This is a genomic window from Haloechinothrix sp. LS1_15 (assembly GCF_033042135.1).
Taxonomy (GTDB): domain Bacteria; phylum Actinomycetota; class Actinomycetes; order Mycobacteriales; family Pseudonocardiaceae; genus Haloechinothrix.
Window position 1 is genome coordinate 1 of sequence record NZ_WBXM01000022.1, and the last position, 19,631, is coordinate 19,631.

Consider the following 19,631-nt stretch of genomic DNA (forward strand, 5'->3'; position numbering starts at 1 on the left):
GTTCGCCACTCATCCACCCACCGAAGCGGGCTTCAGCGTACGACTTGCATGTGTAAAGCACGCCGCCAGCGTTCGTCCTGAGCCAGGATCAAACTCTCCAACAAAGAAAACAATCCCAGCAAAAAAAACCCAAAACAGGGCAAACACACAAGCTCACAAACAAAGCACACTGTTGAGTTCTCAAACAACACACCAGCGATATCTCTCGTATCCCGGAATTCCGGTTTCCAAGAAACTCACTTGGCGTTACCCGCAGACAAGCCTCGAACCCCGCGATATCGCTCGCGATAACTCGTAGGGGAACGTGGCTCGGCCACAGGGCCGAAGTAGTACTTTACCCGGTTCGATTCGCGTTGTCAACTACACTGTCGACCTGCTCGACCCGGGGGCCAGTACCAACCAGTAAGATCAACTCTACCGGTTGGCCGCCGGTGCCGTTCCGCGGGGTCCCCTTGGCGGTTCTCCCTGTCGGCCCGGCGTTCCTGGCGACAAATGAGTACATTACACGGCTGGTCCATGGCCTGATAACCGGGGGGTGGTTAACCGCGAAACTCCAGGTCAGACCACGGGGAGCAAGGTACGTAGCTCGTAAGGCGTGACCTCGCGACGGTAGCTGTCCCACTCAACGCGCTTGTTGCGGAGGAAGAAGTCGTACACGTGCTCGCCGAGCGCCTCGGGCAGCAGCTCGGACCGCTCCATCTCGGTCAAGGCCTCGCCCAGGTTCTGCGGGAGCTCGACATACCCCGCGGCCTTACGCTCGGCATCCGACAGTGCCCAGATGTCGTCCTCGGCGGCAGGCGGTAGCTCGTAGCCCTCGGCCACGCCTTTCAGTCCCGCAGCGAGGATCACGGAATACGCCAGGTACGGGTTGCAGGCCGAGTCCAGGGTCCTGATCTCCACGCGCCGCGAGGACGCCTTGCCTGGCGAGTACATCGGCACCCGCACCAGAGCCGAGCGGTTGGCCCTGCCCCAGGACACCGTCGTCGGCGCCTCACCGCCGCTGGTGAGCCGCTTGTAGGAGTTCACCCACTGGTTGGTCACCGCGGAGATCTCCCTGGCGTGGGTGAGCAACCCGGCGACGAAGGCCTTGCCGGTGGCCGACAGCTCGTCCGGGTCCTCAGGGTCGAAGAACGCGTTCTGATCGCCCTCGAAGAGGCTCACATGGGTGTGCATGCCGGAGCCCGGCTGGTCGGTCAGCGGTTTGGGCATGAAGCTGGCGCGCACGCCCTGCTTCAACGCCACTTCCTTGACCACGTAGCGGAACGTCATCACGTTGTCGGCCATGGTCAGCGCATCCGCGTACCGCAGGTCGATCTCCTGCTGCCCCGGCGCGACCTCGTGGTGGCTGAACTCCACCGAGATGCCCATCGCTTCGAGCGCCTCGATGGCGTGCCGCCGGAAGTGGGTCGCCGCCGCGTGGCTCGCCTGGTCGAAGTAGCCGCCGTTGTCCGCGGGCTCCGGCTCCGACCCGTCCTCCGGAACGCGCGACAGCAAGAAGAACTCGATCTCGGGGTGGACATAGCACGTGAACCCGGCCTCTGCCGCCTTGGACAGCTGTCTGCGGAGCACGTGCCGGGGGTCGGCCCAGGAGGGCGAGCCGTCGGGCATCGTGATGTCACAGAACATCCGCGCCGAGTAGTGCTCCCCTTCCGGCGTCTCCCACGGCAGCACCTGGAACGTCGAGGGATCGGGCTTGGCGACCATGTCCGATTCGTATGCGCGCGCGAAGCCTTCGATGGCCGAGCCGTCGAAGCCGATCCCCTCGTTGAACGCACCCTCCAGCTCGGCGGGCGCGATGGCGACGGACTTCAAGAAGCCAAGAACATCGGTGAACCAGAGGCGGACGAACCGGATGTCGCGTTCCTCTAGCGTTCGCAGCACGAACTCTTGCTGGCGATCCATGGCCGCAGACTATCCCGTCGCCACCGCACCGAAGCACGTGACACGGCCGGAACGGACACCGGTGTACTCGTTACCCTTGTGCGCATGCCGCCCCGGTCGCGCAGCAGCGCAACGCATATGTCGCCACCCGCGTCACCGCGTGCGCCGCGTACCGCGACCGCGCGGCTGGTGCCCGCGCTCGCCGCCCTGACAGCCGTGGCCGCCGCGGCCGCCATACCTGCGGGCTGCGCCACCCCTGCCGGGGTCTCCGAGCCCCTGCCTGCGGAGCGAGACCTCACCGCCACCGCGGTCACCTCGCTGGGCGAGCTGGACAGCGCGTCGGTCACCTTCCGCACCACCGGCTACGTGCCGGGTCTGGCGGTGCACGAGTTCGACGGCGAGGTGAGCACCAGCGGGGAGTACGGCACCGCCCAAGGCGAGGCGCGGCTGTACCACCCAGACGGCGAGCGCGACGACGTCGAGTTCATGCTCGCCAACGGCACCATCCACGTCACCCGGGGGGACGGAGTGCGCCGATCGCAGCCCGCGCCCCGCAACGCCAGACCCGGCTGGCTGTTCGACGCGGACACCGGTTTCGGCTACCTGCTGGAACACGCCGAGGACCTGCGGGCCGAGAGCGTCGAGGACCTCGCGGGCAACCGCACCTACCGGGTGGCTGCGACGGTGCCGGAGGAAGCGGTGACCACGCTGCTGCCGGAAGTCACCGGGCAGGCCACGGTGAAGTTCTGGGTATCGGCTCTCGACGAGACCGGCCAGGAGGAGCCGCAGGCGGTGCATCGACTCTGGATCCAGCTGCCTCCTCAACGACAGGGCTCCGGAGCGGTGCTGCTCGAGCTGGATCTGGCCGACATCACCCTGCGGTGAGGCCGCAGCCGGGCACGCTCACTCCGTGTCGGCCGCCTCACAGGTCGCGCCTTCCTCGGGAAGCTCGAGGTCGACGAGGTAGGCCACGCCCGCCTCGTCCACGCAGTCGTTGCCCTGGGCGAACACCGTGTGCTGGGTGCCTTCGAAGGTCAGCAACGCGCCGTCCATCGCCTCGGCGAGCCGCACCCCGGCGTCGTACGGCGTGGCTGGATCCTGCGTCGTGGAGATCACCAGCGACGGCGGCACGTCGTCCACGTCAGGCAGCCCTGGCTCGGATGTCGCCGGAACCGGCCAGAACGCGCACTCGTCGCGCGCCGCGGCGGGCGGCTGACCGCTGTCGAGGAACGGCGCCACCTCCGCGTAACGCTCCTGCGCATCGGCGATCTCGTCCCTGTCGGTGACGGCGGGATCGTCCATGCAGCGGATCGCCACGAAGGCGTCCTGGGTCGAGGTGTAGCTGCCGTCGGACTGCCGCTCGTTGTACATGTCGGCCAGCATCATGAGCTGCTCACCCCGCTGCCGCTCCAGCTGCCCCAGCCCCGACTTGAGCATCTCCCACAGGTCAGGGCTGTACAGCGCCTGCACGGTGGCGATGGTGGCGTCGCCGAAGGACAGCACGCGCCCGTCCTCCAGGCTCACCGGCCGGTCCATCAACGGTTGCACCAGATCCTGGTACCGGGCGGTCGCCTCGTCCGGGTCGTCACCCAGCGGGCAGTCCTGTCGCGCCGCGCACCATTCGGTGAACTCGTCGAAGGCCTGACCGAATCCCTCGCCCTGCGCCACGAGCGAATCGACCAGCTCCTGTTCCGGATCGAGCGCGCCGTCCAGTAGCAGGGCACGCACGTTGCCGGGGAAAGTCTCGGCATAGCTATAGCCGATCCGGGTTCCGTATGAGTAGCCGAGGTAGGTCAGCCGCTCGTCGCCGAGCACCGACCGCAACACGTCGATGTCGCGCACCACCTCCCTGGTGCCGACGTGGGCCAGCATCTCCTCGCCGTGCTCGGTGCGCTCGACGCAGTTGTCCACGAACTCGCGCGCGTTGTCCTCCGCCTGTTCGACAGCTTCGGGGGATCCGTCGAATTCGTGATCCTCGGCCCGCAGCTCGTCCCGCTCCTCGTCGGTCAGGCACTCGATCGCCGGTTCGCTCGCCCCGACCCCACGCGGGTCGAAGCCCACCACGTCGAACCGTTCGCCCACCTCGGTGCCCGCCAGGTTCCTCGCCGTCTGCACCGCGGCGTCCATCCCGGTGACCCCGGGACCGCCGGGGTTGGTCACCAGCGAACCGATCCGCTCGTCCGGATCCGAGGCGGGCATCCGCGACACACCGACCGTGATGGTCTCGCCGCCCGGGTTCTCGTAGTCGAGCGGCACGTCGATGCGCGCGCACTGCGCGCGCGGCTGCTCGAACAGCATCTCGGCCGTCTCCGATGTGGCGTACGAAGCGCAATCTTCCCAGGTGATGCGTTGCCCGTAGAAGTCCTCCAGCCCTTCGGGTACCTCGCCGACCGGACCGTGCGCTTCGGTCACGGGCAGACCATCGCCGTCATCGGGATCATCGGGGCTACAAGCGGCGATCAGGACACCGGCCAGGAGAATGGCCGACGACACGCGGGATACTTGGTTCACAGGCCGATGGTGCCATGCCCGTGAGTCACCCGCGGGACGCGCTCGCACCCACCAGGAGATGACGGTTAGAGAGGGCCAGATGACAGCACCGCGCGCATCGTTGTTCACCAGGGCGGGTAGGCGCCTTCGCAAGCTCGTCGACCGCCCGGCGAGCGTGGATGTGACCCGGTTCGAGGCGCTCCTGCCCGCCGCGGTACGGCGCGAGCCCGAGCTGGCCGAGCTGTCCGACAGCGAGTTGACGGCCGCGGCGGGCAACGTCGGCGGGGACCGCCTCACCGAGGCGCAGCTCGTCGAAATCTGCGCGCTCGGCAGGGAGGCTGGCAGGCGCACGCTCGGCGAGCGCGCCTTCGACGTGCAGCTGGTCGGTGTCATGAGCCTGCTGACCGGGCACGTCGCGCAGCTCGACACCGGTGAGGGCAAGACCCTCGTCGGCGCGATCGCCGCCGCTGGACACGCCCTGACCGGCCGGGACGTACACGTGATCACCGTCAACGACTACCTCGCCCGCCGCGACGCGGACTGGATGCGGCCGCTGTTCGAGTTGCTCGGAGTGTCCGTCGGCTGGGTGGAACCGGGGCACACCGCGGAGGAGCGCCGGGAGGCCTACGCCTCGGGCGTCACCTACGGTTCGGTCAGCGAGATCGGGTTCGACCTGCTACGCGACCGGCTCGCCACCTCGGCCGACGAGCAGGTGCAGCCCGCCCCCGATGTCGCCATCATCGACGAGGCGGACTCGGTGCTGGTCGACGAGGCCCGCGTGCCGCTGGTGATGGCGGGCTCGGCCGCCGCTGGCGCGCCGGATGTCACCTCGACCAGGGTCGTCTCCCGGCTCAGGGAAGGGGTGCACTACGAGGTCGACACCGACCGGCGCAACGTCTGGCTGACGCCGGCCGGCGCGGCCATGGTGGAGAAGGCACTCGGCGGCATCGACCTGTACGCCGAGGCCAACGCCGACCGTCTCGCCGCGGTCAACGTGGCGTTGCACGCACACGCGCTGCTGACCAAGGACGTGGACTACCTGGTCCGCAACAGCAGGGTGCAGCTGATCGACTCCTCCCGGGGCAGGGTTGCGGAGCTGCAACGCTGGCCGGACGGGCTACAGGCCGCAGTGGAGGTCAAGGAGCGGGTACCGGTATCGGACAAGGGCGAGATCCTCGACTCGATCACCGTGCAGGGACTGCTGGCCCGCTACCCCGCCGTGGCTGGCATGACCGGTACTGCGGTCGCCGTCGCCGAGACACTGCGCGAGTTCTACAAGCTGGAGATCGCGGTGATCCCGCCGCACGAACCGAACATCCGCGTCGACGAGCCCGACCGCATATTCCTGACCCAGTCGGACAAGATCCGTGCCATCCTCGCCGAGGTCGAGCGGGTACACGCCACCGGACGGCCCATCCTGATCGGCACGCAGGACGTGGCCGAGTCCGAGGAGCTGGCGGGAAAGCTCGCCAAGGCGGGAATGGAATGCGTGGTGCTCAACGCGCGCAACGACGAGGAGGAAGCCCGCATCATCGCCGAGGCGGGCACCGAGGGGGCGATCACGGTCTCCACCCAGATGGCGGGTAGGGGTACCGACATCAAACTCGGCGGCAGCCACGGCACGGCCGCCGACCACCAGCGGGTGGTCGAACTCGGCGGGTTGTACGTCATCGGCACAGCGCGCTACCGCAGCAGCAGGCTGGACGACCAGCTGCGCGGGCGCGCGGGCAGGCAGGGTGACCCGGGTGGTTCGGTGTTCTTCGCCAGCCTCAACGACGAGGTGGTGCTCGCGGGCGCGCCCGACGTTCCCGAGGACCTGCCCGCCGACGAGCACGGCGAGGTCATCAGTCCGGTGGCGGCGCGGCACCTCGATCACGCGCAGCGGGTCACCGAGGGCGCCAACCTGGAGATCCACCGCAACACCTGGCGCTACACCCGGTTGATGGAGCGCCAACGTGACGACCTGCTCGCCTACCGGGAGGAGTTGCTGCGCACCAACCACGCCGCTGAAGTGCTCAAGGCGTCCTGCCCGGACCACTACGCCGACCTCGCCGAGCAGCTGAAGACCGAGCAGCTGGCCCGGGTCTGCCGCGAGGTGCTGCTGTACCACCTCGACCAGTTGTGGTCGGACCATCTGGCCTTCCTCAACGATGTGCGGGAGAGCATCCACCTGCGAGCGCTGGGCAGGGAGACGCCGATCGACGAGTTCCATCGCGCGGCGATCCCCGCCTTCCACACCATCAAGACCGAGGCCGAGCGACTGGCCGCCGAGACGTTGGCCGCGGTCACGGTCACCGACTCCGGACCGGACCTGGCCGGTGCCGGGGTGCGCAGGCCCACCTCCACCTGGACCTACGTGGTGCACGACAACCCGTTCGGCTCCGATGCCGAGCAGGCGTTGAAGAAGATCCGGGGAACGCTGCGCAAGAAACGACGCTGAACCAAGCGAGACGGTCCCGTGAGGCACGCGTCTCCGGCGGGCTCGGGCATGAATGCCCGACTCACCCGTACGGCAGAATGCGGGCATGCCCCAGCTACGCACCGCACTTGCGCAGACGAACCCGACCGTCGGTGACCTGGCGGGCAACTCCACCCGCATCGTCGAGTGGGCCCGTCGCGCAGCCGATGCCGGTGCGCACGTCGCCGTGTTCAGCGAGATGACGCTGACCGGTTACCCGGTGGAGGACCTGGTGCTGCGGCCCGCATTCGTCGAGGCGTCCTGCCGGGCGGTGGACGAGCTGGCAGGCAGGCTACAGCAGGCAGGCTGCGGTGAGGTCCTCATCGTCGTCGGGTACCTGGACTCCGACGAGCAGGGACCGCGCAACTCGGTGGCGGCCTGCTACCGGGGCGAGGTGGTTGGCCGCCAGGCCAAACACCACCTGCCGAACTACGGCGTCTTCGATGAGCGCAGGCACTTCGTGCCCGGCCGGAACCTGGACGTGCTGCGGCTGCACGGGGTGGACATCGGCATGGTGATCTGCGAGGACCTCTGGCAGGACGGCGGACCGGTCAGCGCGCTGGCCGCCGCGGGGGTGGACCTCATCGTGGCGCCGAACGCGTCGCCGTACGAACGAGCCAAGGACGACATCCGGCTGCCACTGATCGCCGAGCGTGCCCGCGAGGCGGGGGTGCCAGTGGCTTACTGCAACCAGGTCGGGGGCCAAGACGACCTGGTTTTCGACGGCGACTCGTTCGTCACCGACGGCGCGGGCGCGGTGCTCGCCCGCGCTCCCCAGTTCACCGAGCACCTGCTGGTCACCGACCTGGAGCTGCCCTCGACGGGGGGCACCGGTGGGACCTTCCGTGGCCTGGAGGTCCGCAGGAGGGAGCTGTCAGGACAGCCGGTCGCGCCGTACGAGCCGCTGCGCGCGCCGGAGGTCCGCGAGCCGTTGTCCGACCATGCCGAGGTGTGGTCCGCGCTGGTGCTCGGGCTGGGTGACTACGTGCGCAAGAACGGCTTCGACTCGGTCATCTTCGGACTCTCCGGCGGGATCGACTCCGCGGTCACCGCCGCCCTCGCGGTCGACGCGCTCGGGCCGGACGCGGTACACGGCGTGTCGATGCCGTCTGGGTACTCCTCGGAACACTCCAAGGCAGACGCCGCCGAGCTGGCCCGGCGGTTGGGGTGCGGGTTCCGGAGCGAGCCGATCGACGCGATGGTGCGCACCTACGTGGAACAGCTGGGGCTGACCGGGGTGGCCGAGGAGAACATCCAGGCACGCGTGCGGGGCATGATGCTGATGGCGCTGTCCAATGCGGAGGGTCATCTGGTGTTGGCTACCGGGAACAAAACCGAGATCGCGGTTGGCTACTCCACCCTGTACGGTGATTCGGTCGGCGCGTTCGCCCCGATCAAGGACGTGTTCAAGACCCACGTGTGGGAGCTGGCGCGGTGGCGTAACGCCGAGGCCGACAAGCGGGGCGAGACACCACCCATCCCGGAGAACTCGATCACCAAGCCGCCGTCGGCCGAGCTGCGTCCCGGGCAGCTGGACACCGACTCGCTGCCGGATTACGCGTTGCTGGACGACGTCCTCGACGACTACGTGGAGGGTGACCGCGGCTTCGCCGAGCTCCGCGCCGCCGGGTTCGATCCCGACACCATCGACCGGGTGGTGCGGATGGTCGACGCCGCGGAGTACAAGCGCCGCCAGTACCCGCCAGGCACCAAGATCACCTTCAAGGCCTTCGGTCGCGACCGCAGGCTGCCGATCACCAACGCCTGGCGGGAGCTGCACTGACGCCGGGACGCGGCGCTGGCCGGGGCTGGTCGGGGCTAGTCGGCGCTAGTCGGTAACGAACCCCGCGCGTTCCAGGGCGCTGCGCACCTCAGTGGTGGCGTGCTCGACAAGCGGCAGGAGCTGCTCGCGGTGCCCACCGTCATCGGCCGCCCTGGCCAGCGCGAGCAGGACCTCCTCCTCGGCCAGCACCTCGAGGGAGGCCATGCGGCGCGCCGCTGCCTCGTCCATGCCCGCCACCACGGTGAGCAGCTCGGGTTCGAATCCCTCACGCACCGCGGTGCGCACCAGGTAACTCAACGCCGAGTCCGGCGCATCGGCCGCGTGGTCACCGAGCGTCCGGCGCAGGTCGGCGTCGTCGACCCTGGCCATCAGCGCGAGCCCGGCCGCGTGCCGCTCCTCGGGCCCGCCGAGCGCGGTGTGCACCACGCCACGCAGCCGTTCGTCCGGCAGTGCCCGCACGGCGCTGGTCAGGTGCGGGACGGATTCGGCGTAGAACGCGATCCACAGCAGCGCGTCGTCGGAGTCCACGGCTTCGACCGCCGCGCGAACCAGCTCGGGGGTGGCGGCGTCGATCATCCGGCCAAGCGTGACGTACTCTTGCCGCTCGATGAGCTCCAGCGCGACGGCCACCGCACGATCGACCGGCACCCGCCGGATGAGCTCGCGCACCTTGCGCGGGTCGATGTCGACGCACACGTCGGCCATGTAGGACACCGACAGCTTGCTCGCGAAGTCGCCGATACGGTCGGTGTCGATCTCGGCGGCGACCTTCGAGGTGATCGCGGGCGGGAAGGCGCGCTCGGCGATCTGCACGCACAGCCCCGACGGCAACAGCCTGCTGGCACTGGCCACCCGCCGGTACACCTCACGGTAGCGGTCGTGCAGCGAGGCACTGATCGCTTCGCGCAGCTCGTGGATATCGGTGGCGTCCAGTGAGGACAGAAACGCCACCTCTTCGGGCGAGGTGTCCAGCACGCGGGCGAGCTTGGCCAGCTCGGCGCGGGTCGCGAGGTCATGACTCACGCCTCACACCCCCAGAACCTTGCGCACGCCCGGCCGGAGCAAGGCGGGGATATGGCCGAGCGACCGCTCCTGCGCCGCGCGCATCTTCTCGCGATGCCCACGGCCTGCGACGCGGATGGCGTGCAGCAACTCCTCCGCCTGCTCGTCGGAGAGCGCCTCCAATGCGGGCAGCTCGCCGAGCCAGTCACGGAGCACGGTCCTGGCATCGTCGGTCCGCGCGTCGTCAACCATGCGGCACTCCATCGTGCGGGGGGCGTCCGTCACGCGAACTGTAACCCGCCCCAGCCACACCACGCCGTTGCGCTCCTCACCCGAACGGGTGTATCGCGATCGCCTTGTTGGCGTTGTGCCAGGTAACCGGGAGCACGGCCACGCGCATGTGATGCCCGTCGCATCTTCCTGTGCCGGTAGCGACACCGGTGCCAGGCTTGACGTATCACGATCCGCCACGCCCGGGGACCCCGCTGTGGGCCTCGAGGAAAGGACGGTTGACAGCCATGCCCGCGGATAACGCGACACCCGCCGAGGGGGAGGCACCCGCCCCCTACGGCACCGGAGCGCAGGCGACGAACCTGCCGAAGAAGGTACGCATCCATCACCTGCGCGAGTTCAAGCAGCGCGGCGAGCCGTGGCCGATGCTGACCGCCTACGACACCTACACCGCCGAGCTGTTCGACGAGGCGGGAATCCCGGTGTTGCTGGTCGGCGACTCCGCGGCGAACACCGTGTTCGGCTACGAGAGCTCGCTGCCTGTGGAGGTCGACGAGCTGCTGCCGCTGGTGCGCGCGGTGACCCGCTCGGCCAGCCGCGCCCTCGTCGTCGGTGACCTGCCGTTCGGCTCCTACCAGCAGTCGGTGGACCAAGCGGTGGGCACCGCGGTGCGGTTCATGAAGGAGGGCCGCGCGCACGCGGTCAAGCTGGAAGGCGGTCGCGCGTTCGCGCCGCACGTCGAGGCCATGACCACCGCCGGGATCCCGGTGATGGGCCACATCGGTTTCACCCCGCAGAGCGAGCACAACCTCGGCGGGTACCGGGTGCAGGGCCGCGGCGAGTCCGGCGACGCCATGGTGGCCGACGCGCTCGCCCTGCAGGATGCGGGAGCCTTCGCCGTGGTGATGGAGATGGTGCCCGCCGAGGTCGCCAAGCGCGTCACCCACGAGCTGGACATCCCCACCATCGGGATCGGTGCGGGGCCACACTGCGACGCCCAGGTGCTGGTGTGGCAGGACATGGCCGGGATGCGCCGGGGCAAGGTGCCGCGCTTCGTGAAGCGCTACGCCGACCTCGCAGGCGTGCTCTCCGATGCGGCCACGTCCTTCGCCGAGGACGTCCGCACCGGCCAGTTCCCGGCTGCCGAGCACTCCTTCCACTAGCCGGTCCGTTGTCGGGAGCGCACTCGCCGGTGGAGGAGGCGAGCACCACGCGGGCAGAGCAGGCAGAGCGGGCGGAGCGGGCAGAGCGGACGCAGCTGTACCCGCCGGTACGGCCGCACGCGCGCGGCGTGCTGGAGGTCGGCGACGGGCACCGCATCGCCTGGGAGGTCAGCGGGAACCCACGCGGCAAGCCGGTCGTGGTGCTGCACGGCGGGCCCGGCATGGGCAGCCTACCGGTCTGCCGCAGGCACTTCGATCCCGAGACCTACCGGATCGTGCAGTTCGACCAGCGCGGCTGCGGGGCGAGCACGGTGCCCGGCTGCTCCTCAGAACTCGCGGCGAACACCACATGGCACCTGGTGTCCGATATGGAGCGCCTCCGCGAGTACCTGGAGGTCGAGCGCTGGCAGTTGTTCGGCTGGTCGTGGGGGACGGCGCTGGCGCTGGCGTACGCGCAGACCCACCCGCGGCGAGTGAGCGAGCTGGTGCTGCGTGGGGTGTTCACGGCCCGGCGCCGCGAGCTGGACTGGCTGTATCGCGGCGGCGCGGGGCAGCTGTTTCCCGAAGAGTGGGAGCGCTTTCTCGCGCCGGTACCGGAGTCCGAACACGACGACCCGCTGGCGGCCTACAGCAAACTGGTGTTCGGCGCTGATCCGGACACGGCGGAGCGTGCCGCGCTGGCCTGGGCTGGGTGGGAGGCTTCGATCTGCTCGCTGATCCCATCGCCCATGGCGCGCGACGAGGCCGCCGATCCGGACACGGCGGTGCGGTTCGCCCGGATCGCGGTGCACTACTTCCAGCACGGCGCGTGGCTGGATGAGGGGCAGCTGATCAGGGATGCGGACACGCTCGCCGGTATTCCCGGCATCCTGGTGCAGGGGCGCTACGACGCGGTGTGTCCTCCCCGCACCGCCTACGAGCTGCACCGGGCCTGGCCCGGCTCGGAGCTAGTACTGCTGGAGGGCGCGGGCCACTCGCTCTGGGACCCCGGAATACTCGCCGAGCTACGCGATGCCACGGACCGCTTCGCGGCGCGGTGAGGGCGGCCGGGGGTGCGAGCCGAAGGACTCCTTCGGTACACATGATGTACCCGAGGGTCCCTTGGGCTCGCACCCCCGCGCTACCGCAGGACGGTGTCGAAGACTGCCGACAGCTCGCGGTAGGCGTCTACAAGGGATGGTCCATACCACGTGAGATAGCGGCCGTTGACCAGCACGTAGCGCACGCCGGGGAACCAGTCGGGGCCGTCGGTGTCGGTGAAGGCGTACGGTTCGTCCGGCAGTACCAGCAGATCGGCGGCACCGTTGGTGAACTGGGCGCGCAGCTCGTCGAGTTTCGGGCGCGGGTAACGCTCGGCGTGATCGGAGTAGACGGTGTCGACCCCGAGCCTGCGCAGCACGTCGCCTGCGAAGGTGTCACGACCGAGCACCACCCACGGCTTGCGCCACACCGGGACCAGCGCGGTCGCCCGGCGCGGCGCCACCTCACCCCAGACGCGTTCCGCCTCGGTCAGCCAGGCGGGCTCGTCGAGCTCGAACGCCTGGGTCAGCACACGCCGCAGCGAGGCCAGCGCCGCGGGCACCGTGGCAGGTGCTTCGGTGACCCACACCGGGATGCCGTCGGCACGCAGCCGCGCCACGTCGTCTGGCCGGTTCTCCTCGGAGTTGGCCAACACCAGGTCGGGGCGCAGCTCGCGCACGTCGTCCACGCGCGGGTACTTGGATCCACCGACGCGCGTCACGTTCAGCGACTCCGGGTGGGTGCAGTAGGTCGTCGCAGCGACCAGCACGCCGGGCGCCGTGGCCTCGATGGCTTCGGTCAGCGACGGGACCAGCGAGGCGACGCGCCGTGGCGGGCGGTGCAGCGGGACCTCTTCGGCGAGGTCGTCGACGAGGTGCATCGGTCCAGCGTGCCACGAGCACAGATCACCACGGCGGGGTGGTTGCGCTGTGTGCCCGTCTACTCAACACGGTGTGTCGGTGCACTAGACACGGTGTACCCGAGCCCTGAACACGGCGTGCCGGGACGCCGGACACAGTGTGCCCGCCGCTGAGCTCCGTGCGGCGAGTCGCTAGAGGCTAATGACCTGATCGGGCGGGTTGGTCGCGAGCGCGGCGTACAGATCCGGGAAGCAACCCACCTGCACGCCGTCCACCGTCCCGTCCGGTGAACACTCGGCGGGCTCGTTGCGTCCCGTACGCCCGCTGTCGCACCAGCGCGGTTCACCCTTGGCAAGGCCGCGCTCGAGTGAACACATATCGCACATCATGAGCAACATCCCGCGCTGCTTGGCCTGCTCGGCCAGACGTTCGCCGACTGGGTCACCGCTGCGCAGCGCCCAGACGTTGTCGTCGAAGAAGAACATGCCGACCACCTCCGCGCCGTGGGTCCCGGCTTCGAGCTGAGGCAGGATCATCTGCGCGAGCTTGTAGCTGGACGCGCGGGGACTGGTGAAGACATACGCGACCCGCATGGGCACCTCCGTTATTATTGAAAACGATAATCATTATCGTACACGGAGGGCTGCGGGTCGGCTCCGCGAGGCCGGTGTGCGCCGCAGTGGAGGGCCCAAGAGGGCGCGCCTGAGCGCTGAACACGGGGGTTATGACTCGTCGACGGCCAGGAAGCGGGGCGGGAGCTCCTCGGCGAGCCAGACTTGCTCGTTGCCGAGGTAGAAGCCGATCCCGGCGGCGTGGGCGGCCGCCGCGTCGACGACGACCACGCTCACGTCGGGGCTCTTGCGCCAGCCGACCTGCCTGGCGGTGTCGCGATCGACGGAAAGGTGGACGTAGTGCCGCCGCATCGGCCGCAGCCCGTGCGCGAGGATCTCGGCCACGGCCTGGGTACTGGTGCCGTGGTACAGCACGGCGGGCGGCTCGACCGGTTCCTTGGCGATCCGTCCGGGCACGCTGTGCCCGTAGAGCGCCCGGATGCGCCCGCCGTCGATCTCGAAGCGCCGCTTGGTCTGGTTCGCCACCATGTCGACCACGTCGCCCATGGTCAGGCTCGCCCAGCGGCGCTCGCGGGCCAGCGCCGCCACCAGCTCGTCGAGCTGGACCCAGCCAGCCCGGTCGAGCCGCAGCCCGTGCCGCTCCGGCTGGTGGCGCAGCAGGCGCGAGACCGCCTTGCTCAGCGCGATGCGACGAGGACCCATCGCCACTCCCTCATCGGCGGGTGGATTCCATCGTCACACGCCAGCGGCGACGGAGCGGCTGTGCGCCGGGTATTCGGGATGTCCTGCCAGGTCGTCGGGGGTGGCTGCTCGGTCGGGCTCCTCGATCCGGCGCGCTCAGCAGGTCCGCTGACCTGCCGCGACGGGCCGATCAGGCCACCGCAACCGGGCAGCTCGACATCCTCGCCCTCGGTGCGCGGGTCAGCCTCGCGCGGCCAGGGCCGCGTCGAACAGGTCGCGGCATCGCGCGACCGTCTCGCGGGTCAGCGACAGCTCCAGCTCCACCGGACCGAAGAACACGACGTCGACGAGACCAAGGTCGCCGAGCTGCGGATCCGCCGCCAGCAACGGCTCGGTGACCCGGACTTTCAGGGTATGACGGCCGTGATGACCGAAGGGGTGATCCGCACGGTCGTCGGCGGCAGCGAGGTCATGCGCGAGCAGCTGAACCACCTGCTGGAGGTGAGCCGCTCGCTCCCAGTGAGCGTCCACGTGCTGCCCTTTGCCGTCACCCCACCCGGCTCGGACAACCTGGTCATTTTCGAGTTCCCGCACGAGCTGGATAATGAGGTGGTGTACGTCGACTCCGACACGGCCAAGTGCATCCACGAGGAACGCGAGCCGGTGCGGAAGTGCACCTACACCTTCCACGCGGCTCTGGCCCAGGCGCTCAACCCCACGGCGTCGCAGGACCTGATCCGCTCGGTGATGAAGGAGCTGTGACGCAGATGAACACCCCTGCAACCCCACGTCGGCAGCGAGGCCCCGCCTTCCGCGCGGTCGTCGACGCCGACTACCGCACCTCCAGCCACAGTAACGGCACCGCCGGCTGATACACGACGCACGCGCGCACCGAACGTCCAGCGCGACACGGTAGGCGATCTCGTCGATATCGACGTCGCGCATCGAGGGGTGCTCGGCTACCTGGGGCGGCACCGGATCCAGGAGCCCGAACCGATCGCTCCCTCCGGCTCCGATGAGTTTCCGGGGCGCGCGAGGTCTATCCGGTAGTGCGCTCTCCCCCGATACGGAGGCTGTGTGCACCCGGGTCCATCCGAACCGACCGGAGCGAGGAGTAACGATGAGTGAGCAGGACACGGCCATGCCCCCAGTCACGCCGCACCTGGTCGTCGACGGTGCTGCGAAGGCCATCGAGTTCTACCGGGCGGCGTTCGGCGCGGTGGAAGCCATGCGAGTCCCTGCCGAGGACGGCTCCGGAAAGCTGATGCACGCCGCGATCACCATCAACGGCGGCCTCATCATGCTGATGGACGACTTCCCCGAATACGGGGACGGCCAGGGGAGCTCGCCGCGCGTGCTCGGCGGCTCACCGGTTCACATCCACCTCGACCTACCCGATGTGGACGCCACGTGGCAGCAGGCCGTCGACGCGGGAGCCACAATCGCCATGCCGCTGGAGGACCAGTTCTGGGGCGACCGCTACGGGCAGCTCATCGACCCGTTCGGGCACATCTGGTCGCTGGCGAGCCCCACCGGCTCCGACGACAATGCGAGCTGAGGCCGCAGCGCGGCACGCCGCTGACGGCTGTGCGCGTGTGGAGCGACGCGGCAGAACCGTCCCTGACGATGACGTTGCCCGAGGGCTCGAGTGGTATCCGCTGACTCCTCGCTACCTTGTGCTTCGTGGCGCCGAACGGCCCGGAGCCTCATTCGCCCCACCAACCGGCCACGACGAATCCGCTGTACCGACCCCCGGTCAGCCGCAACACCCTCCGCCGCAACAGCCGCCCCCGGCAGGAGCCTGCGCCGGCTCGCCCACCGAGCCCGTCAGCCCCACCGTGGGCAGCAACTTCACGGTGTCGGCGTGACCGTCCGGGCATGCCGCAGGCGAGCTCGACTCGTTCATCGGCCGCCGCAGCTCGAACGTCTGCGTGCACTCACGGCACCGGTACGCGTAGATCGGCATGGCACGATTATCCACCAGCCCGGCCGCGCCGTCCTGGCAGATGTCGTCGCCATGGTCCGTGCGCTACGTGCGGACCATGGTCACCCGGTGACCGTCGCATGGGTGGCCCACAAGTCCGGCGTCCACGTGATCCAGGTGCGTCCGATCACCGCGCCCACAGACGCGTCGAGAACCAGCACTGAGCCTGTCGCCACGGCATACGACCTGTACGTCGACGAGCCTCCCGCGCACATACATATCCGTGACGTGGCGGCGATCTACGGTGGCTACGTCGGCAAGCGCGGGATCTACTCGACGAAGAGCCTCCCGCGCGACGCAGTGGCCACACACCCCGAGCTGGCCGAGGCAGCCGAGTGAGCTCCGGTGGTCTGCTCCTGCTGGACGTCGAAGGCACGCTGATCGAGCACGGCCGTCCTTTGCCTGGCGCATCGTATGTCCTGGACGCGATGCGGGACCAGGGCTATCGGATCCGGTTCCTGACCAACATCGACTCACGCCCGCCAGACGCGATCCACGACGAACTTGTCGGCATCGGACTGGATCTGCGCGAGGGCGAGTTGTTCACTCCGGTGACCGCCGCGCGCTCGCTGTTCGCCGCGCACCCTGCCGCCCGGGTGTCCATGTTGCTGTCGTCGGCGCTGCGGTCGGAATTCGCCGACGTCGCGTTAGCACCCGGTGACATGCCCACGCACGCGCTGATCGGTGACTGCCGGGACGTGTTGGACTACACCGCGCTGGACGCAGCCTTCCGGGCCGTCCGGGCCGGCGCCGAGTTGGTCGCACTCCAGCACGGGCGGTACTTCAAGCGGCCCGATGGCGACCACATCGACACCGGGGCGGTGGTCGCAGCCGTCGAATATGCTGCTGGCGTAACGGCCCGGGTGCTTGGCAAGCCGTCGCCGGAGTTCTTTACTCTCGCCGCGGCAACCGCAGGCGGCTTGGCAAGCGGGTGCGTAGTGGTCGGTGACGATGCGACCACCGACATCGAAGGCGGCCGCGCCGTCGGCGCGCACACGGTACGGGTCCGGACGGGCAAGTTCGCCGACCAGGAGGCGGAAGGGCTGAGCTGCTTGGCGGACCATGTCGTCGACTCGATCGCCGATCTACCCGAACTGTTGGCGCAGGCATGACCGTTTACTGGGCGGTACGGGATCATTGAGGTATGGAGCATCGGATTCGAGCTTGGTTTGATGACAGCGCGATCAGGGTCTACCAGGCGTACCCAGTCGAGATCGCTGAAGCGGCCCTCGAGGCCGGTACGTTCGTGCCGCCGTTTCGCATGAATCGAATGACCTGGGTCAAGCCGTCGTTCACATGGATGATGTATCGCTCGGGCTGGGGCGCCAAACCCGGCCAGGAACGAGTGCTGGCGGTCGACATCACACGGGACGGGTTCGAGTGGGGGTTGCGGCACGCCTGCTTGTCGAGTTTCAGCGAGGACTTCTACACCAGCGAGGCGCAGTGAGGTGATCTCAGCGAGTTTCACGTGAGTCGTCCGTGTTCGAAATGGGTGAGTACGAGTGCGGCTTTGACGACGTCGCCGATTCTGCGGGGGCTGGTGGTGAGGTGGCGCAGGGATCGCCAACGGCCGGTCAGTAGCGCGAAGCCACGTTCACCGAGGCAGCGCAGGCTGCGTAGCAGCGTGGTGTAGGTGCGGGTGTCGGTATCGAGCACTAGCCCGTCAGCGGGCTGTTTCACGGGCGTGTGCACACCGATTCCTGTCCCTTCGTAGCCGGGATCGGCCAGCGTGGGCAGGTCCAAACAGGACGCCGCCCAATAGAGCGCGCCGACGACCTAGTCGCGAGCCGCGGTCAGGTCGTGCACTGAACCGGGCTCAACCTCGGAGATCCACAACGGGAACCCACCGGGATCCATGAGCGCTTGGATGTTGCCGCCCGGCCCGCGAGTCTTGCCGGAGTACCAGGCATCGATCTGTTCACCCTTGACGCTGGTGGTCTGCTCGCCGAGCCGGTAAGTGGAGAACACCTTGCCGTCCAACACCAGATGCGGAGCCCCCTCAGCTGCGGCATGGCGGAGCGCCTGGTGCAACTCCGGTGCCCAGGCGGCGAGCACCTCGATCACCTTGGCAAGGTAGCGATACCCGGTCGCCCGCGAGACGCGATGATCGCGTGCGAGCGCGGCCACGTCACGGTTCTCCCGGAACCAGCGCAGTCCGAACACGGCCTGCCGGAAGCACGTCAGCGCCCGGCTACCGCGACGCGTACCACGCTCACGGCGCTCGGCCTGCAACAGTCGACTGAGGAACCAGGCCAGTTCACGCGGCACGTCGAGGACGGCACGATAGGCAATCACGTGGAGTCCTTCTGGTGAAGATCATCTTTGGCGAGAGCTCTTCTACCAGGGGACTCCACGCCTGTCTCCACCCCGCCCCCACAAGCTCCGGCAGGTCGGACGCTACGCATGCCCCAACAAACCTGATCTTGCTGAGATCACCTCATCGTACTTGGCGCCGAACCTCGCTCGCACGTCGTCAATGTCCATCCGGATCGAGTCGCCCATTCGCTCTTGCGCAACCAGACCCCGTTGCTGCTGCTGGTAACGCTCGAAATCGGGAACAGCCGCAGTTCGTGGTCCTCCTATGTTGTCGTGTCGCTACCTGGATCCCGAGCCCCGTCACGGCTACTCAGTTGGTTTCAGAGTCGGAGTCACATGGCCACATGGTCAGAATATCCTGCTCAGCGGATAATTTCCCAACAGCACACGCACAACCCTTTTTAACTCGTGGGTATCGTTAACCTCTCGCAGAGAATAAAGCGTTCCAGGTGCCACATCCATCAGCGAAACACATCCATTTCTGCTAGCGCCGCTAACAAACCAGATATGGCATCGGTAGTATCGAATACTACCAGATCCACCCCTGTTTCGAAACACAGGAGATAATATACATCGAGAGTCCGGTAAAACCTGGCTCTCCAGGGTATCTACAGACTGCCACTTGGCGCTGAAGCCGTTACTTTCAGCTTCTTCGTTTAGAATTTTCAATTCGGTAAACTCAACAATACGTATACTGTAGTCCTCATCCTCTGGCGAAACCCTGAACTCAACGTCTCCCGACTCGAATTTGTCGCTCACTTGTCACCACACCCAAAATCCATCCGACGGCAGATCATCGTTACGGTACGTATCGATGTGTACTCGCGTATCGGGGGATATAGTACTTGACGGGTCGTTCATGCGCCGTATGAGCTCATGTATCCGGTGGTGCCCGTTCATGATACGGCCATCAGGTGTAACGGATACGAACTCCCCTCCATGTGGATTATTAAACGACTCCACAAGTTCGTCATCACTAAGTGCGCGTATGGATTCTTCCTTAGACTCCTCTAGCCCATGAATCGGTTCAAACTTGCCGACATCCTTCGCTGGCGTACCGCATCCAGAGTCCCATGCTTGTGCGCTGCGGCTTCCGTCGGATCGGGTGTGTCCGCCTTGGGCGCAGGCGTCGTCGAGGTGGCCCTGTGCGGGCGGTACGCCTGCCGGATCACTTGGGTGTTCGCCGATCT

The 19,631-nt window shown here is 67.9% G+C and carries 18 protein-coding genes, 1 rRNA gene and 2 pseudogenes; 10 read left to right on the plus strand and 11 right to left on the minus strand.

The window, feature by feature from the left end:
* Both F8178_RS20085 and F8178_RS20090 read right to left on the minus strand, forming a co-directional pair.
* Positions 1-104 (minus strand): 16S ribosomal RNA (locus F8178_RS20085); the annotation flags it as partial.
* A gap of 454 nt (positions 105-558) precedes the next feature.
* Complete coding sequence (locus F8178_RS20090; protein ID WP_317496422.1) at positions 559-1,902, minus strand: glutamine synthetase family protein; 1,344 nt, start codon at positions 1,900-1,902, stop codon at positions 559-561.
* Between the two features lie 84 nt (positions 1,903-1,986).
* Here F8178_RS20090 and F8178_RS20095 point away from each other — a divergent pair, with 84 nt between their 5' ends.
* Entirely contained in the window at positions 1,987-2,766 is a 780-nt protein-coding gene (locus F8178_RS20095; protein ID WP_317496423.1) for an LppX_LprAFG lipoprotein, read from the plus strand.
* Between the two features lie 18 nt (positions 2,767-2,784).
* On the opposite strand, the gene F8178_RS20100 is transcribed toward F8178_RS20095, so the two are convergent.
* Entirely contained in the window at positions 2,785-4,392 is a 1,608-nt protein-coding gene (locus tag F8178_RS20100; protein WP_317496424.1) for an alpha/beta hydrolase, read from the minus strand.
* Between the two features lie 79 nt (positions 4,393-4,471).
* Between F8178_RS20100 and secA2 the strand changes: the two genes are divergently transcribed.
* Together secA2 and F8178_RS20110 are read left to right on the plus strand one after the other, a co-directional pair.
* On the plus strand, positions 4,472-6,811 hold the full coding sequence (gene secA2 / locus F8178_RS20105; RefSeq protein WP_317496425.1) for an accessory Sec system translocase SecA2: 2,340 nt from the start codon (positions 4,472-4,474) through the stop codon (positions 6,809-6,811).
* An 85-nt stretch (positions 6,812-6,896) separates the two neighbouring features.
* Positions 6,897-8,612, plus strand: a complete 1,716-nt coding sequence (locus tag F8178_RS20110; RefSeq protein ID WP_317496426.1) for an NAD+ synthase — start codon at positions 6,897-6,899, stop codon at positions 8,610-8,612.
* Between the two features lie 45 nt (positions 8,613-8,657).
* Here F8178_RS20110 and F8178_RS20115 read toward each other — a convergent pair whose 3' ends face one another.
* The gene (locus F8178_RS20115; protein ID WP_317496427.1) at positions 8,658-9,635 is read right to left on the minus strand and encodes a hypothetical protein; all 978 of its coding nucleotides are present in this window, start codon (positions 9,633-9,635) and stop codon (positions 8,658-8,660) included.
* Between the two features lie 3 nt (positions 9,636-9,638).
* A complete protein-coding gene (locus tag F8178_RS20120; protein ID WP_317496428.1) occupies positions 9,639-9,866 on the minus strand; it encodes a hypothetical protein in 228 nt (75 codons plus the stop codon).
* Positions 9,867-10,132: 266 nt separating this feature from the next.
* Between F8178_RS20120 and panB the strand changes: the two genes are divergently transcribed.
* Positions 10,133-11,008 carry a 3-methyl-2-oxobutanoate hydroxymethyltransferase gene (gene panB, locus F8178_RS20125; protein ID WP_317496429.1) on the plus strand — a complete coding sequence of 292 codons (876 nt, stop codon included), beginning with the start codon at positions 10,133-10,135 and terminating at the stop codon, positions 11,006-11,008.
* A gap of 95 nt (positions 11,009-11,103) precedes the next feature.
* On the plus strand, positions 11,104-12,048 hold the full coding sequence (gene pip, locus F8178_RS20130; RefSeq protein WP_317496439.1) for a prolyl aminopeptidase: 945 nt from the start codon (positions 11,104-11,106) through the stop codon (positions 12,046-12,048).
* 80 nt (positions 12,049-12,128) lie between these two features.
* Here the strand turns inward: pip and F8178_RS20135 are convergent, their stop codons facing one another.
* The 3 genes from F8178_RS20135 to F8178_RS20145 form a co-directional block, all read right to left on the minus strand.
* Positions 12,129-12,908, minus strand: coding sequence for a helical backbone metal receptor (locus tag F8178_RS20135; protein WP_317496430.1), 780 nt, complete (start codon positions 12,906-12,908; stop codon positions 12,129-12,131).
* A 171-nt stretch (positions 12,909-13,079) separates the two neighbouring features.
* Positions 13,080-13,481 (minus strand): SaoD/DsrE family protein, encoded by a 402-nt coding sequence (locus tag F8178_RS20140; RefSeq protein WP_317496431.1) that lies wholly within the window; start codon positions 13,479-13,481, stop codon positions 13,080-13,082.
* A gap of 129 nt (positions 13,482-13,610) precedes the next feature.
* Complete coding sequence (locus tag F8178_RS20145; RefSeq protein WP_317496432.1) at positions 13,611-14,162, minus strand: RNA 2'-phosphotransferase; 552 nt, start codon at positions 14,160-14,162, stop codon at positions 13,611-13,613.
* Between the two features lie 210 nt (positions 14,163-14,372).
* On the opposite strand from F8178_RS20145, the gene F8178_RS20150 reads away from it, so the two are divergent.
* On the plus strand, positions 14,373-14,903 hold the full coding sequence (locus tag F8178_RS20150; RefSeq protein ID WP_317496433.1) for a Scr1 family TA system antitoxin-like transcriptional regulator: 531 nt from the start codon (positions 14,373-14,375) through the stop codon (positions 14,901-14,903).
* 358 nt (positions 14,904-15,261) lie between these two features.
* Positions 15,262-15,699 carry a VOC family protein gene (locus F8178_RS20155; protein WP_317496434.1) on the plus strand — a complete coding sequence of 146 codons (438 nt, stop codon included), beginning with the start codon at positions 15,262-15,264 and terminating at the stop codon, positions 15,697-15,699.
* A 198-nt stretch (positions 15,700-15,897) separates the two neighbouring features.
* Here F8178_RS20155 and F8178_RS20160 read toward each other — a convergent pair whose 3' ends face one another.
* Positions 15,898-16,107, minus strand: a complete 210-nt coding sequence (locus tag F8178_RS20160; protein WP_317496435.1) for a zinc ribbon domain-containing protein — start codon at positions 16,105-16,107, stop codon at positions 15,898-15,900.
* A gap of 87 nt (positions 16,108-16,194) precedes the next feature.
* Between F8178_RS20160 and F8178_RS20165 the strand changes: the two genes are divergently transcribed.
* The 3 genes and pseudogenes from F8178_RS20165 to F8178_RS20175 form a co-directional block, all read left to right on the plus strand.
* On the plus strand, positions 16,195-16,464 hold the full coding sequence (locus tag F8178_RS20165; protein WP_317496436.1) for a hypothetical protein: 270 nt from the start codon (positions 16,195-16,197) through the stop codon (positions 16,462-16,464).
* Entirely contained in the window at positions 16,461-17,237 is a 777-nt protein-coding gene (locus F8178_RS20170) for an HAD hydrolase-like protein (protein WP_317496437.1), read from the plus strand. The genes F8178_RS20165 and F8178_RS20170 overlap by 4 nt, the downstream gene beginning before the upstream one ends.
* Before the next feature lie 32 nt (positions 17,238-17,269).
* Positions 17,270-17,563: pseudogene (locus tag F8178_RS20175) on the plus strand (DUF4291 family protein); the annotation flags it as partial.
* A gap of 26 nt (positions 17,564-17,589) precedes the next feature.
* Here the strand turns inward: F8178_RS20175 and F8178_RS20180 are convergent.
* Both F8178_RS20180 and F8178_RS20185 read right to left on the minus strand, forming a co-directional pair.
* Positions 17,590-18,420: pseudogene (locus tag F8178_RS20180) on the minus strand (transposase family protein).
* Positions 18,421-18,789: 369 nt separating this feature from the next.
* Positions 18,790-19,200: a hypothetical protein gene (locus tag F8178_RS20185; protein WP_317496438.1), complete on the minus strand. Its 411-nt coding sequence runs from the start codon at positions 19,198-19,200 to the stop codon at positions 18,790-18,792.
* Positions 19,201-19,631 lie beyond the last annotated feature (431 nt).